General features: G+C 43.7%; 13 protein-coding genes. 7 read left to right on the top strand and 6 right to left on the bottom strand.

Annotated elements, in window-relative coordinates; translation table 11 throughout:
• Window positions 1-2: 2 nt before the first annotated feature.
• Window positions 3-1,124: an efflux RND transporter periplasmic adaptor subunit gene (locus tag ACVA53_RS10690; RefSeq protein ID WP_255040582.1), complete on the bottom strand. Its 1,122-nt coding sequence runs from the start codon at window positions 1,122-1,124 to the stop codon at window positions 3-5.
• Between the two features lie 337 nt (window positions 1,125-1,461).
• Here ACVA53_RS10690 and ACVA53_RS10695 point away from each other — a divergent pair, with 337 nt between their 5' ends.
• Window positions 1,462-2,403 carry a precorrin-2 dehydrogenase/sirohydrochlorin ferrochelatase family protein gene (locus ACVA53_RS10695; RefSeq protein ID WP_255040583.1) on the top strand — a complete coding sequence of 314 codons (942 nt, stop codon included), beginning with the start codon at window positions 1,462-1,464 and terminating at the stop codon, window positions 2,401-2,403.
• A 216-nt stretch (window positions 2,404-2,619) separates the two neighbouring features.
• Here the strand turns inward: ACVA53_RS10695 and ACVA53_RS10700 are convergent, their stop codons facing one another.
• Complete coding sequence (locus tag ACVA53_RS10700; protein ID WP_255040584.1) at window positions 2,620-3,099, bottom strand: DUF1097 domain-containing protein; 480 nt, start codon at window positions 3,097-3,099, stop codon at window positions 2,620-2,622.
• 376 nt (window positions 3,100-3,475) lie between these two features.
• Between ACVA53_RS10700 and nagZ the strand changes: the two genes are divergently transcribed.
• Window positions 3,476-4,480: a beta-N-acetylhexosaminidase gene (gene nagZ / locus ACVA53_RS10705; protein ID WP_255040585.1), complete on the top strand. Its 1,005-nt coding sequence runs from the start codon at window positions 3,476-3,478 to the stop codon at window positions 4,478-4,480.
• Between the two features lie 811 nt (window positions 4,481-5,291).
• On the opposite strand, the gene ACVA53_RS10710 is transcribed toward nagZ, so the two are convergent.
• Window positions 5,292-6,206 carry a cation diffusion facilitator family transporter gene (locus ACVA53_RS10710; RefSeq protein WP_255043693.1) on the bottom strand — a complete coding sequence of 305 codons (915 nt, stop codon included), beginning with the start codon at window positions 6,204-6,206 and terminating at the stop codon, window positions 5,292-5,294.
• Window positions 6,207-6,552: 346 nt separating this feature from the next.
• Entirely contained in the window at window positions 6,553-7,005 is a 453-nt protein-coding gene (locus ACVA53_RS10715) for a hypothetical protein (RefSeq protein WP_255043694.1), read from the bottom strand.
• Window positions 7,006-7,378: 373 nt separating this feature from the next.
• Between ACVA53_RS10715 and pdhA the strand changes: the two genes are divergently transcribed.
• From pdhA to ACVA53_RS10730, 3 genes are read left to right on the top strand one after another with little or no spacing between them, the layout of a single operon-like run.
• Entirely contained in the window at window positions 7,379-8,467 is a 1,089-nt protein-coding gene (pdhA, locus tag ACVA53_RS10720) for a pyruvate dehydrogenase (acetyl-transferring) E1 component subunit alpha (RefSeq protein ID WP_255043696.1), read from the top strand.
• On the top strand, window positions 8,460-9,443 hold the full coding sequence (locus tag ACVA53_RS10725; RefSeq protein ID WP_255043697.1) for an alpha-ketoacid dehydrogenase subunit beta: 984 nt from the start codon (window positions 8,460-8,462) through the stop codon (window positions 9,441-9,443). Before pdhA ends, ACVA53_RS10725 begins: the two co-directional genes overlap by 8 nt.
• Window positions 9,440-10,588, top strand: coding sequence for a dihydrolipoamide acetyltransferase family protein (locus ACVA53_RS10730; protein WP_255043699.1), 1,149 nt, complete (start codon window positions 9,440-9,442; stop codon window positions 10,586-10,588). Before ACVA53_RS10725 ends, ACVA53_RS10730 begins: the two co-directional genes overlap by 4 nt.
• Window positions 10,589-10,670: 82 nt before the next feature.
• On the opposite strand, the gene ACVA53_RS10735 is transcribed toward ACVA53_RS10730, so the two are convergent.
• Window positions 10,671-12,011 (bottom strand): DEAD/DEAH box helicase, encoded by a 1,341-nt coding sequence (locus tag ACVA53_RS10735; protein WP_255043701.1) that lies wholly within the window; start codon window positions 12,009-12,011, stop codon window positions 10,671-10,673.
• Window positions 12,012-12,506: 495 nt separating this feature from the next.
• On the opposite strand from ACVA53_RS10735, the gene ACVA53_RS10740 reads away from it, so the two are divergent.
• Both ACVA53_RS10740 and ACVA53_RS10745 read left to right on the top strand, forming a co-directional pair.
• Window positions 12,507-12,809 (top strand): hypothetical protein, encoded by a 303-nt coding sequence (locus ACVA53_RS10740; protein ID WP_255043702.1) that lies wholly within the window; start codon window positions 12,507-12,509, stop codon window positions 12,807-12,809.
• 134 nt (window positions 12,810-12,943) lie between these two features.
• Window positions 12,944-13,555, top strand: coding sequence for a DUF2238 domain-containing protein (locus ACVA53_RS10745; RefSeq protein WP_446505094.1), 612 nt, complete (start codon window positions 12,944-12,946; stop codon window positions 13,553-13,555).
• A gap of 75 nt (window positions 13,556-13,630) precedes the next feature.
• Here the strand turns inward: ACVA53_RS10745 and galE are convergent, their stop codons facing one another.
• Window positions 13,631-14,647, bottom strand: a complete 1,017-nt coding sequence (gene galE / locus ACVA53_RS10750) for a UDP-glucose 4-epimerase GalE (protein ID WP_255043704.1) — start codon at window positions 14,645-14,647, stop codon at window positions 13,631-13,633.
• Window positions 14,648-14,697 lie beyond the last annotated feature (50 nt).

The following is a 14,697-nucleotide window of genomic DNA, read 5'->3' on the forward strand; positions in this document are numbered from 1 at the left end:
GATTACTCTTGCGCCCCTGTTTCTTCAAGTCGTACTGTTACACCGTTACGCACACGCTGAAGGCCTTTCGTCATAACAACATCTTCGCTGTCAATACCTTCGGCAATGATGATGCCATGCTCGGTCTGAGGCCCTAGAACCACATTGCGGCGTTCGGCAACATTGTTATCCGCAAGTACCATGACAAAGTCACCTTCCAAGTCACTTTGAACAGCACGACGTGGAATCACGATACGTTTTACAGGCTCTCTTTCACGCAGGAAGACTTGAACATGTTGACCAGGAAGCAGGGATTGCGCTGGGTTTGCAAAGCTTGCACGCATTGCAATCGTACCAGTGTTCAAATCAATGCGGTTGCCAATGAAATCAACCGTACCTAACTCACCGTACTCTTTACCATTTGTAAGAGTAAGAACAACTTCTACATCACCCTGCCCTTCACCTGCACCGTCAAGGCTATCAATACCAAGATTCAAACGCTCTCGCTCGCTCACATTAAAAGAAGCTTGAATCGGGTCTAGACTAACCAATGTCGTTAGTACACCGGAACTTGGCGAAACAAGATCACCAATACTGGCCTTACTATCACTAATGCGGCCAGTAAATGGTGCGGTAATTTTAGTGAATGACAAATCAACTTGCGCTGATTTCAACTGAGCACCAGCCGCTTTAAGCTGCGCTTCTGCACTCAGTTTTTCTGCTGTTAGGCGATCGTATTCAGATTGGCTAATACTGCCTTTTGGCAACAAATTTTGGCCACGCTTCCAGTCCAAATCGGCACGCTTTAATGTAGCTTCAGCTTGTGCGATAGCAGCCGCTGCACTTGCCACACGAGCTTCATAGGCTGCTGGTTCAATTTCAAAAAGCACCTGTCCTTTTTCAACAACCTCACCTTCATTGAACGAACGTGCTTTAAGGTAACCTGAAACCTGAGCTGTGATAGCCACATCTTCAATTGCTTCAGTCCTTCCGACAAACTGTTTCCCCTGTTGATAATCAATCACAGTTACTGGCTGTACCGCGACTAAAGGAGCCATTCCCCCAGCAGGACCAGACAACTTATCGCCACAACCAACAAGCAGGCTTGAGCTTATCAGTGTCGCAATCATAAGTTTTTTATTCATATTGCCGACCATCTTAAATTTATGTAAAAAGTACGCTTAAAGTTTGTTATATTCAATCACTAGGTCAATCAACAAACGAACAATCATTTTGCTTAAATTTTAGTGACTTGAAGGTTATTTAAGGTTTCAAAAAAAATCTATCATTATAGTTCACATAAACTAGCATTATGCCTTTAATCCAAGCTGAACAGTCATGAGTAATGAAACATTTTCACCAAACAAGTATTTCAATTTATTTCAAACCTTGTAATTTTGTGCTTTCATAGTAACTAGAAAAAGTTATGACGACAAGTCAGACACTTAGAGACAGCACATTTACCCATGAAGAATATCTAATATGGACTATTTCCCAATTTTTCTTTCTGTAAAACAGAGAAAAGTAACAGTAATAGGCGGTGGTGAAGTCGCCTGCAGAAAAGTAGACTTGCTTCGTAAAGCTGATGCATCCATTCACGTTGTTTCCCCAAAGCTTCACAACTACTTAGCGACACTAGCAAACAGTGGACATATTCATTGGGTAAATAAATGTTACGAAAAATGTGATCTCGAAGGCAGTTATCAAGTTTGGGCCACGACTAACTGCCCATCACTGAATCATCGAGTACACCAAGATGCAACAGCTCTCGGTATCTGGATTAATGTGGTCGATGATAAAGACTACTGTGATTTCATCACCCCATCCATAGTCGATAGAAGCCCAATCCAAGTAGCCATCTCAAGCGGTGGTGCATCCCCTGTTCTCGTTAGGTATCTGCGGGAAAAACTGGAAACCCAACTACCTCATAATTTATCACTATTAGCCAGCTATGCAGGTGAGCAAAGAGAACGGATAAAGCAGCATTTTTCAACGGTTGATGAAAGACGTAAATTTTGGGAGTTATACTTCCGTCACTCCGCTGTAGAGCAAGCCCAAACAAAAGAAGAACTGGAGCAAGTCTTTGTCGATCTGCTCAATCACGATGCTGAAGCATCAGGCGCATTGTATTTGATAGAAACAGGATCCGACACCGAACTGCTCACTTTAAAAGCGTTACGTTTAATGCAACAGGCAGAGTTTGTTCTCTACCCAAGTGAAGCCGGTGCTGATGATGAATTTGTTGATTTATGTCGAAGGGACGCCGATAGAGCCCCCTACGAAGGCGGGAACCTAATATCACAAGTACAACAGATGCTTGATGAAGGGTTGCGAGTCTGCATCCTTGCTCCGAAAGATAAAGCACCTGAGGTGTTGAAACCCCTTGAGCAACCTTTCTCTGGACTCTATATTCCTTGCCTCTAACCACACATAAAAAAGCCGCAAATTGCGGCTTTTTCTTCAAATCTATCACTGTTTTATACCAATCTGGATAAGTCGTTGATCAAGTATTTGCACTGGAAAAATCGTTGTTATCAAGGCAGATATTGCAGTAACTAGTGGCTCTAATTACAAAATATCTTACGCAGAGAGCAGCGATTTTAACCAGCAAGACTGATCAAGTATTTATGTAGGTTGGTATTACTCTACTGGCGCAAGGGTTCTCACAGTTTTTGCCAACTTCTGTTGTAACCACAGACCTGAAGCTTTCATTGAATAACCAAAAAAAACACCTAGAACCAATGATGGAACGACAATCTGCCAGTCTCCACCAGCTGCAAATGTCGCACAAGAACCAATAAACGTGCCCGGAATAAAGCTAAACCATGCTTGTTTAGCTTGAAAACACATAAAGAAAGCAACAACGGCCGTAATAACGTAACCGATGATCTCAATGCCGACTTCAGAAGAAAGATGAATAATAACCATTGCCCAAAACACGCCACTCATTGTTGTGGCCAAGCTGAGGAGCAAGCCCTTCACGCCATCTTTAGGAGAAGCAAAGTATGCGGTACAACCGAGGAAGCCAGCCCAGCTTAACAATCCGAGAGATACAGCTACCCATCCCCAAATACCCGATAGAATTCCGGTTGTAATTGCAATTGCGACCAAAGTTGACATATTTCACTTTCCTAATTGGACAATCAATGAAACAGTTTAAGTGACAACATCTCACAAAAAAGCGCTTTTGATCACATTTTAAGTGCAACAAAAGCTCATTGCAGTAAGCATATGTTCAACGCAACTTAACTTCCCTTTTAAATCAGCGAGTTATTTCAACTTCATTATGTTTCACAATATTAATGAAATCCATTACACAACTCAGTGTTTACCATGATAAACAATAGTTGGCCCTATGAGCATTATTAATGTCTTGTTCAATTGCCAACAATTGGTCAAATCTCTCTATAATTAAGCGTGTTCATTATGGTATTCCGTCAATATAAGGCATAATTATCTGTTTGTTATTATTAGATAAATTCCGTAAGGAGAATTCATGGGCCCTCTGATGCTTGATGTGGCTGGCTATGAGCTAGACGCAGAAGATCGCGAGATCATCCAACACCCGACCGTCGGCGGAATAATTTTTTTCGCACGAAATTATCATGACCGTGAGCAATTACGTGCGCTAACAAAAGATATTCGCAATACAGCAAAGCGCCCTCTTCTTATTGCTGTTGATCAAGAAGGTGGCCGTGTACAACGTTTCCGTGAAGAATTTACACTGCTCCCGCCAGCAAAAGCCTTTGCTGAAAGCAATGAGGGGAAATCCTTAGCTTATGATGGTGGTTGGCTAATGGCCGCAGAGTTACTTGCCATGGATATAGACCTTAGTCTTGCCCCTGTACTGGACCTCGGATTTGACTGTAAAGCGATTGGTGATAGAGCTTTCTCTGATGATCCTCAACAAGTAATCCAATATGCTTCTGAATTTATCAAGGGCATGAAATTGGCAGGAATGGCAGCAACAGGGAAACATTTTCCAGGCCATGGTGGGGTAATCGCTGACTCACACCTCGAAACCCCTATCGATTCACGCGATATGATTAAAAAACATGATATGACGGTGTTCCAATCGTTGATCGATACCAATCTTCTCGATGCTATGATGCCAGCCCATGTGGTATTTGATCATTATGATTCGTCGCCAGCGAGTGGATCTGAATACTGGCTAAAACAAGTTCTCCGTGAGGAAATGGGCTTCAAAGGCGTCGTTTTTTCTGACGATCTCAATATGAAAGGTGCCGATGTTCTTGGCAGCTATAGCGAACGTGCAATTGCAGCTCAGCGTGCTGGCTGTGACATGGTAATGCTTTGTAATAACCGTAAAGGTGCAATCGAGGCACTGGATGGATTGCCTCAGGCGCAAGTCCCTTCCTTAGAGTCGCTATGCAAAAAGCCAACGGGTGAATATAGAGATTTGATCAACACATCAAAGTGGCAAGAAACAGAAAAACGCATTACTCGCCTTCGCGAACAATGGATGGAGAAGCAAGCGTAACAACCATACGCACCAAGCCATTATATTTACAATAAAAAATCGCCCATAATATTCCCTTGAAGAGTCACAGAATATTAAAAGGGCGATTAATTTTTTCGCAGCCAACCACTGATAGTACTGGTGCAACAGAATATCTAGCCGATCACTCTAACAAAAGTAGTAATTACAAAGAGTCACGAGAGTGATCAACGTCTTTGGAGCATTTCTTCTTTTCTTTGCAGATAATATAAAAAGCACCAACGATGAAGGCGATAACCAGTAAAGTTTCCATAGTCACATAAACCTATGATTTATCAAGAGTGTGAGTACATTTAGCATCTAAATTCCGTCTGTAATTCTAAAGGTTACCACTAAATTAAAAGCAATTTTTAGACTGCGGTCAAGATACCTCACCAGAGCAAAAAATGCACTAAAAAGTTTGCATAATATTCGTGCTAGTTGCATGAAATACCGTACTTTCATGACCAATACGGATTACTGAATATATTGCGGGTAAAGGATAAAATAACTAGACTCTTTTTCGCTAGATTTGTTATCGCCCCAGGTTCGATATTGTTATACCAATCTGGATAAGTCGTTGATCAAGTATTTGCACTGGAAAAATCGTTGATATCAAGGCAGATATTGCAGTAACGAGTGGCTCTAATTACAAAATATCTAACGCAGAGAGCAGCGATTTTAACCAGCAAAACTGATCAAATATTTATGTAGGTTGGTATTATAGCGATGATGATAATTGGACATTTTATTTTGTGAAGAAAAAAGGGCAATGAATGCCCCTTCTTAGCCAAATATTGTGTTGAATTAAACTTCAGAGCCACCTTGCTTGCCCAGTAAAACTCACAGATAACCATGTATCACCGAGTTCATCGGATAACGCTTCCCATAAAATCAGTCTAATTTGATCTTGTCGCTTAGTCGTCCAATAAGTATCGTCTTTAACAAGGATGTTCACTTCAAGATCATACTGCCGACCGGTTTTGGCAAAGTGATGCGTATAATCGTCAAAATGGTACTGCTTAGAAAGTTTAGCAATAACGCGAGCTACATTGTCTTGCACATCATCCTGAGGAGCAACAAGTAGCACCTCTCTGATGTTACGACGTAACACCGTAATTGGCAGTACTACCGCTGCGAGCGATAAAGCAGACACTAAGATAGGGTCAACATATCGATTCCATTGTGAATATCCATGGTGATCAAGGATCATCACAGCAATAAACCCAACCAGAATCGACGCACTTAAAATCCCATCAATAAGCCATTCTTGTGAATCTACTTTAACCAATTCAGAATGTTCGGCTTTAGCAATATAAGTCTCAGTAAAGTAGATAGCAAAGCTGCAAATAGTAGAAAGAACAGCATAGAATATTGCATGCTCAAGGACTATTTCGTGGCCACCATTGACAATGGTTTGCACACCACCAATAAAAGCAAAAATACAGGTAAGTAAGATGAGCAAGCCATTGACGACGTTGATTAACGGCTCAATGTGCGCATAGCCAAATTGGAAATACTTATCATCTGGCTTAGAAACGAGGTAAGCGGTATACAGACTTAAACCTGTCATCCCCATGCTGAGTAAAGAAAACATACCGTCGAGAAGAATGGCGTTGGATCCAACATGCAACCCATAGCCTATACCTAACGAAGACAAAAGCACAGTACCCGCCAGGGATAACTTCAGAGCTAAACGCTCCTTACTAATTTTACGGCTAGTAGCCATAAAATCCTCCTTATACATTTAATTACATCGTGTTGAAAATACGCAAACAAACAGCTTCCAATATGCTCTGTTCGTTTGCCTGTTTAGACCCACTATTATATTACTATACCTTTATAACAGTTACTCTTTTGTGATCAAACTGATAATGACTCTTGCAACCAGTTAGAACATTCATTTTTGCGTAAGGCCGAATTCAAAACTGCTTGCTCTTTTGCAATATTGGCAACTATCAGCTTGAATGCGTTACAGGGACGACACCTAACGGTAATCGATAGTGATTGAGGCACTAGACTAGCGCCTTGACGGCAATGGTACGCGCAAAGGTTAGTTTGACTACGATTTAGAACTACGGAGACTTCTGTAATTCTAACCGCTCTATATCACTATAAAAGTTAATGATTTTTGCACGGCTCACACTGTACTCAAAATCAGTACCATCACACAAGTCATTATTACTCTGCAACTCAGGAGTTTTAAATTGGATAAATTCACAGGTTGCATGCTGTTCACAGGCCAGATTACGTTCAGTCTGTAACTGGTCCCAATAAGTGACAAAATGACTCAATGCATAATCCAGTTGTTCGTAGTTTTCATCACTCAGTGATTTACGCAAGCCACCTAACTCCTCCTGCCTATCTGACATAAAGGTCTTAAACGCATCATTGAGTGAACTACCTTCGTTTACGTAGCACTCTTCCTTGATGTATTGCGTTTTTTGCTGGGTTATTTCGCTGACATTGGCTTGCGATGAACAGGCGGACATTACGACTACCATAGCGAAGCTACTGTACCATTTCATTAATACGCCCTCACAAAGAAGGTTACCAAACTTCACACACCATTACCGTATGAACATCGTGTGCAGCGATATATTTTTTCCAACACGAGTAAGTATGTGCGATAGCCTAAGCATTGTGAAAATAACGAGCCTAGGTCTTAACACTAAAACATCACTCTCGAATTCGCTTTACTGATAATTTTGTCAAGTGTACCGATAAGTTTACTAACCAGCGAAACCCGGCCAGCGGCGAATACTAACAATTTGATTACACTTAGTACTATTGAACGCTGCCCAACAAGCTCAAGCTAACGATTATTTTCATCACTCTCCATAGGCACGTTCTTCAATTTGCTGTCCGCCTCTTTTGAGGCAGCACCAGAAGGAGCTAACGATGAATGTTCTGGCCATGCCGATGCATCGCTTCATCGATCATCGCGGTAAGTTGGTTAATCCACTCCCTGAATGGGCTGATCTTACAACCCTGAAAGGCTTCTATTGCGATATGGTTTTAACCCGTACATACGATAGCAAAGCTGTCGCTCTTCAACGTACAGGTAAACTGGGTACTTATCCTTCTCACCTTGGGTCCGAGGCAATTGGCATTGCTATAGGCCGAGCTTTACAACAATCCGATGTATTCATCCCCTATTATCGCGACCTTCCCGCCTTGTGGGCCCGTGGGATTGGTATGGAAAAAAACCTTCAATACTGGGGAGGTGACGAACGCGGAAGTGACTTTTCCCCCAACGAGAGCCACTGCCGAGATCTCCCCTTCTGCGTACCGATCGCAACCCAATGTACCCATGCTGTTGGTGTTGCTGCTGCACTAAAAATTCAAGGCAACCATCAAGTAGCACTCGTCACATGTGGTGATGGCGCAACGTCGAAAGGCGACTTCCTGGAATCATTAAACTGCGCTGGTGCCTGGAACATCCCACTGGTTTTTGTCATTAACAACAATCAATGGGCAATTTCAGTTCCGCGTTCGATTCAGTGCGGTGCCGAACTGCTTTCTGACAAAGCCAAAGGTGCAGGGATCGATGGCGTCACCGTTGATGGTAATGATGTAGTCGCTATGTTTGATATTGTCGCACGAGCGTTAGATCACGCTCGTAAAGGCAGAGGAGCAACACTAATAGAAGCGGTAAGTTACCGGCTTAGCGACCACACAACAGCTGATGATGCATCTCGATATCGCAGTGATGATGAACTTCAGCAAGCTTGGCAATACGAGCCCGTTACACGCCTCAAAACATTCCTTATCGATCAAGGGGCTTGGTCTGAACAAGATGAGCTCGATTGGCAAACTCACTGCAAAGAAGCGATAGAGCAAGTTGTTAAGAAATACCAAGAGACCACACCACAAACGCCAGAGTCAGCTTTCGATTTTCTCTATGAGCAGCTTAACGAGGATTTGCTAAGCCAGAGAGATCACATCATCAATAAGGCGATGCGTATGCAAGGAGGTCACCATGGCTGAAATAACCCTCCTAGACGCCGTTAATATGGCGTTGCATTACGAGATGAAGCATGACAACAGCGTTGTGATTTTAGGCGAAGACGTTGGCGATAACGGCGGTGTGTTCCGCGCAACTGTCGGGCTTAAAGAGAAATACGGCTGCAAGCGTGTCATCGACTCTCCATTAGCTGAAGCGCTTATTGGGGGGATCACTGTCGGTATGGCGACACAAGGATTACGCCCGGTGGCTGAGTTTCAGTTTCAGGGGTTTGTCTTCCCTGCTATGGAACATCTTATTTGCCACGCAGCAAGGATGCGCAATCGTACACGCGGCCGTTTGACCTGCCCTGCCGTTTTCCGTGCGCCGTTCGGTGGCGGGATCCATGCACCAGAACATCATTCAGAAAGTGTAGAAGCACTATTTGCTCATATACCAGGTATTAGTGTCGTGATCCCATCTTCACCGCAGCGTGCCTATGGCTTACTCCTGGCGGCGATCAGAAGTAATGACCCAATCATGTTTTTTGAACCAAAACGAATTTATCGCACGGTGAAATCGACCGTTGTCGATAATGGTGAAGCCCTTCCTCTTAACACTTGCTTCACCCTAAGGAAGGGACGTGATTTGACCTTGGTGACATGGGGGGCATGTGTTGTCGAGTCACTGCAAGCAGCGCAAACATTGTCTGAAATGGGTATAGAAGCTGAAGTTATCGACTTGGCAACGATTAAACCAATTGATATGGCCACCATTATCAAGTCTCTAGAAAAAACAGGGCGGTTACTCGTTGTGCATGAGGCATGCAAAACATGTGGTGTAGGTGCAGAAATCATTGCTCGAGTCTCTGAGCAGGCGATGTGTTTGCTAAAAGCACCACCGAAACGAGTAACGGGGACAGATACCATTATGCCCTACTACCGCAATGAAGATTACTTCATGATTCAGAAAGATGATATTACTGACGCAGCGAAAGCGCTGGTAGAGGGGTGGAAATGAAAACATTTAATTTGCCCGACTTAGGCGAAGGATTAGCTGAATCAGAGATTGTCCAATGGCATGTCAATATTGGGGATTACGTTGAAGTTGACCAAGTTGTTCTAACCGTGGAAACAGCAAAAGCAACGGTAGAAGTCCCTGCCCCGTATAGCGGAAAAATTATCAGCCGCCATGGCAACGCCGGTGATGTAATAGGTATCGGCAGTCTGCTATTAGAAATCGAGGAATCCACGGCATCTGCAACACTAAAAGAAAAAAGTGCTGCACCACAAACAGATGCCGCCACTGTTGTCGGTACAGTCGCCCAAGAAAGCCATGATATTAATGTGGATGAATTCTGGGTTGGTAACTCTCTACAACAAAACACAAACCATCCACTTAGCGCTATGCCATCAGCACGGCTACTTGCTCAAAAACTAGGGGTCGAACTAAGCACAATTACAGGCAGCGGCCCAGACGGCGTCATCCTAGATCGTGATGTCTATAATGCCTGCGACAAGCAATTACCTGGAACCGAAGTTCTAAAAGGCGCTCGCCGAAGTATGGTGAGTGCAATGTCAGAATCCCACCATAGTATTGCTGCTGTTACGATAACCGAAGAAGCAAGCCTAGCAGCATGGTTACCTGAACAGGACATCACCTGCCGACTTGTTCAAGCAATCGTTGAGGCCTGCCAACAGGAGCCTGCACTCAACGCTTGGTTCGATGCGGAAACCATGACCCGTTGTCTGCACCACACGGTGAATATTGGTATTGCGGTTGATAGCAAGCACGGCCTATATGTGCCTGTATTACGTCACGCTGATGAATTCAGCACCAAAGGGATCAGGCAATGGGTAGATAGCACCGTTGCCGGTATTCGTGAGCGAAAAATTGGTAGAGAGCAACTCCAACATGCGACGATCACTTTATCCAATTTTGGTGCTATTGCCGGAATATTTGCCACACCCGTAGTAACGCCCCCGCAGGTTGCCATTGTTGGTGCGGGACGGATCATAGAAAAGGTCGTTCTTGAGCGAGGAGAGGTAAAATCAATTAAAACCCTGCCACTATCGATGACATTTGATCATCGAGCATGTACCGGTGGTGAAGCCGCCAGGTTCATAAACGTACTAGTAAGGCACCTTCAACGGCCGGAACTGTAAAGCGGTTCTACTTTAAGCATGCAACAGATATAAAAATGCCAGTCAGTTGACTGGCATTTTTCATTGATATTCAACAACACAATTAGTCTTCTGAAGAAGGACTAACCGGTTTTTTCTTCTTAGGAATAAAGACACTGTCACCAACAGCCACGTTGTCGTAGAAACGCTTATCAACCTTCTTCTTGGCCTTAGGCTTGGCTTGCTGCTTCTTCGCTGCAGGCTTATCAGAAGTCGGCTTCTTCTTAACAAATTTCTTCTTCGGTGCCGGTTTCAAGCCTTTGAACTTACCTTCAAGACCTTCATAAGTCGTAAAGCTAATAGTCTGCTGAAGGAAAGCTTCAACATTTTTGAAGCTCTTCCAGTCTTTAGGGCCAACAAGGGAAATCGCATCGCCTTTGTTACCGGCACGACCTGTACGACCAATACGGTGAACGTACTCTTCAGCATGTTTTGGCATATCAAAGTTAATCACGTGCGAGACTTTTTCGATATCCAAACCACGTGATGCAACATCGGTTGTAACAAGGATCTTGTGACAGTCACGTTCGAACTGACTCATAATCGCATTACGTTGGGTCTGGTTCATATCACCACTCAACGCAACCGCTTTTAATTTACGTTCGTTCAACTCTTTGGTTAGACGGTCGGTGTCAGCACGGGTTGCAGTGAAGATAATCAGCTGGTTATAGTTTTCAGTTTCCAGAACCTTATCTAGCAACGCTTGCTTGTGATCTAGGTGATCACAAAGGAAGAAACGCTGAGTAATATCAGTGTGCTCTTCTGCTGAGTGGCCGATCGAGAGACGTTTTGGTGCATTCAGCATATCGCTGGCAACGCTAACAACATCTGTGTGGTCAAGCGTTGCTGAAAACATCATTGTCTGGCGGCGACGGTGGTTGGCAGCTTCATGGATACGACGAAGTTGGTCTTCAAAACCAAGGTCAAGCATACGGTCAGCTTCATCCAAGATCAGCATTTCCAAACCATCAAGGTGGGTGCTGCGATGTTCAAGATGGTCTGCCAAGCGCCCAGGAGTTGCAATCACAAACATTGGGTCTTTGCGTAGTTCTTTAACTTGGTCGTTAAAGTTCTCGCCACCAACAATCAAGGCACCATCGTACGGCGTACCCGCGTTTAAAGTACGTAATTGTGCAAAAACTTGTTTTGCTAATTCACGAGTTGGAGTTAATACCAAAACACGTGGGTCACGGCGAGTAAATGGCTTGCTACGATACATACGCTGCATAGCTGGCAACAAAAAGGCCAGTGTTTTACCAGAACCTGTTTTGGATGAGGCCAAGATATCTTTGCCTAGAATGCCAACAGGAATTGCTGCTTTTTGAATTTCAGTTGGTTTATCGAACGCCAAGTGATTGAGTCTTTTAAGTAGGCGCTGGTCTAATCCAAGATCGTTAAATTGCAAAGTGATGCTCCGGTAATTGCCCAACTATGAGCAAGAATAATACAGTACGAGCCTATGTGACAGTAATCACACAGCTCTAAATTTGGTTAGCTGGGCATTATACCACATTTCAATTTGCTAGCACCTAATTGATGCAGATTTAATGGCTTTTCATAAAGATAGCAACCCTATTGATTGACAACTGACGAGCTTAGCATTCGTAGCATCGGAGCTTGTCGTAAAATGACCTGCACTTATCTGAGATAAAGATGTATAAATTTATCAAAGAGCTAACGACTTCAGTCAGCAATGTAAAAACGATAGACATCTACTATTTCGCATTATACCCAAGCTCTCCAATAGGGTATTGACCATTTTTGGTTCTCCCCCTTCGATTACCTGCTTATCGTAAGGGGGCTTTTTCTTACAATTGTCGTAAAATGACCTCCCAAACTTCCCAGGGATAACGTACTTTTCGTCACAAACTGACCAACATACCCTTGAGAAATGATATCGATGAAGCCAGAAGCAAAATGGACGAAGTTTCGCCTAGAGAAAATACTTAAACCAGCTCAAAAAATTAAACGTATTAAAACAAAAGCAAACAGCGCATTTACTCAACGACGTCTACTTGCAGCTAAATCACGATTTGGACAACTAGCCCATAAGCATCGCTTCCTCGTACTAGAAAGAGGCAAACCGGATATTCATCTCAAAGACTCGACCAAAATCCGTGGAATTAAAGAAATCACCTTGTATTACGAGGATTGTAATGAGCGTCTAGAGACCGAGATATCAATCCACGCAGCGACCAGATAATCCAAGCGACGATCTACTTGCCGGTGTCTATTTTTATTTAGCAGCCCAGGAAGAAAATTAAGTGTGTTAAGTATTCGTCATCTTTCTTGTGCTAACCTTCAGGCATAGAAATAAGTATGTAGGATCTTGAATTTATGATACAAATTCGTAACCATGCCATACCAGTTACGGCCTTTACCTCTGTAACCCTGATTATCATTTGGTCGGGGCTTGATCCTGTATTCCCGGATGTATGGCTAGCCGAAATTATTCCCGTCGTATTGATTTTAGCCCCCTTGCTCATTACCTACCGTTTTTTCCAATTTTCTAATACTGCTTATATTCTTATTGCTATCTGGATGTCGCTCCACACAATCGGCGCCCACTACACCTTCGCCAACGTTCCTTTTGACTGGTTTAACGAATTGATAGGGTCACAGCGCAACAATTTCGACCGTATCGCGCACTTTTCAATCGGCTTATACGCCTTTCCAATAGCAGAGTTCATGGTCCGAAAAGGACATTGCAAGCCCATCGTGGCCACTCTCTTCGCATTCGCAACAATTATGGCCATTGCCGCTGGTTATGAGATCATCGAATGGTGGTATGCAGCTTTAGCTGGCGGTGATGCCGGTATTGAGTTCCTTGGTAGCCAAGGAGACATTTGGGATGCTCAAAAAGATATGCTCGCAGATACATTAGGTGCGATCACCAGTTTGGTGCTTTTTCACATCATCAAACCCTATCAGCTAGAAATAGGTAATTAACGCTTAACATTGCTCAAAACTAAGCCCGCACAATTACGGGCTTATTTCATACACTGAAGTAAATTCAGAGTTTGATTACAAATCAGGGTAACCTGTCGGGTTAGCAGACTGCCAACGCCACGTATCTGAAGTCATATCATCTATAGTACGCGTCGCTTCCCAATGCAATTCAGTTTTCGCTTTGGCAGGATCAGCCCAACACTCAGCGATGTCACCAGCACGACGAGGTGCAATTTTATAGGCAACCTCAACACCAGCAGATTTGGCGAAAGCATTCACCATTTGCAATACACTAAAGCCATTGCCTGTACCTAGATTGTAGATATGCAGGCCAGCCTGTTTCCCTTTGTGGGTTAGCGCAGCCAAATGGCCATCGGCCAAATCAAGCACGTGGATATAGTCGCGAACCCCAGTGCCATCAACTGTTGGGTAGTCATCGCCAAATACAGATAGGAATTCGCGACGACCCACAGCAACCTGTGAGATAAATGGCATCAAGTTATTCGGGATCCCTTGCGGATCTTCACCCATCTCACCACTTTGGTGTGAACCAACAGGGTTGAAGTAACGTAATAGCGTAACGCTCATTTCTGGGTGGGCTTTTTGAATATCGGCCAGACACTCCTCAACCATCAATTTACTACGACCATAAGGGTTCGTCGCGCTGGTTGGGAAGTCCTCGGTAATAGGTACGCTTGCCGGGTCGCCATACACCGTAGCAGATGAACTGAAAATCAGGCTGTTAACACCCGCTGCTCGCATCGCTTCAACCAATACCAAAGTACCGTGAACGTTGTTGTCATAGTACTCAAGAGGCTTTTCTACTGACTCACCTACGGCTTTAAGGCCAGCAAAGTGAATCACCGACTCGACTTCATTTTCCGCTAGCACCTTGTCAAGGAAAGCACGATCACGAATATCGCCCTGATAAAATGCAGGTGTAACCCCCGTCAGTTTTTCAATTCTTGCCAATACTGATTTCTTACTGTTGTATAGGTTGTCAACAATAATTGGCGTCATACCCGCTTCAATCATCTGAACACAAGTGTGGCTGCCAATGTAGCCCATACCACCAGTGACGAGAACTCGCATGCTTATCTCCCTTTGAGTGAGGAATTACTCAAACAATCTTAGTTAATCTG

It is taken from the genome of Photobacterium sp. DNB23_23_1 (genome assembly GCF_052873815.1).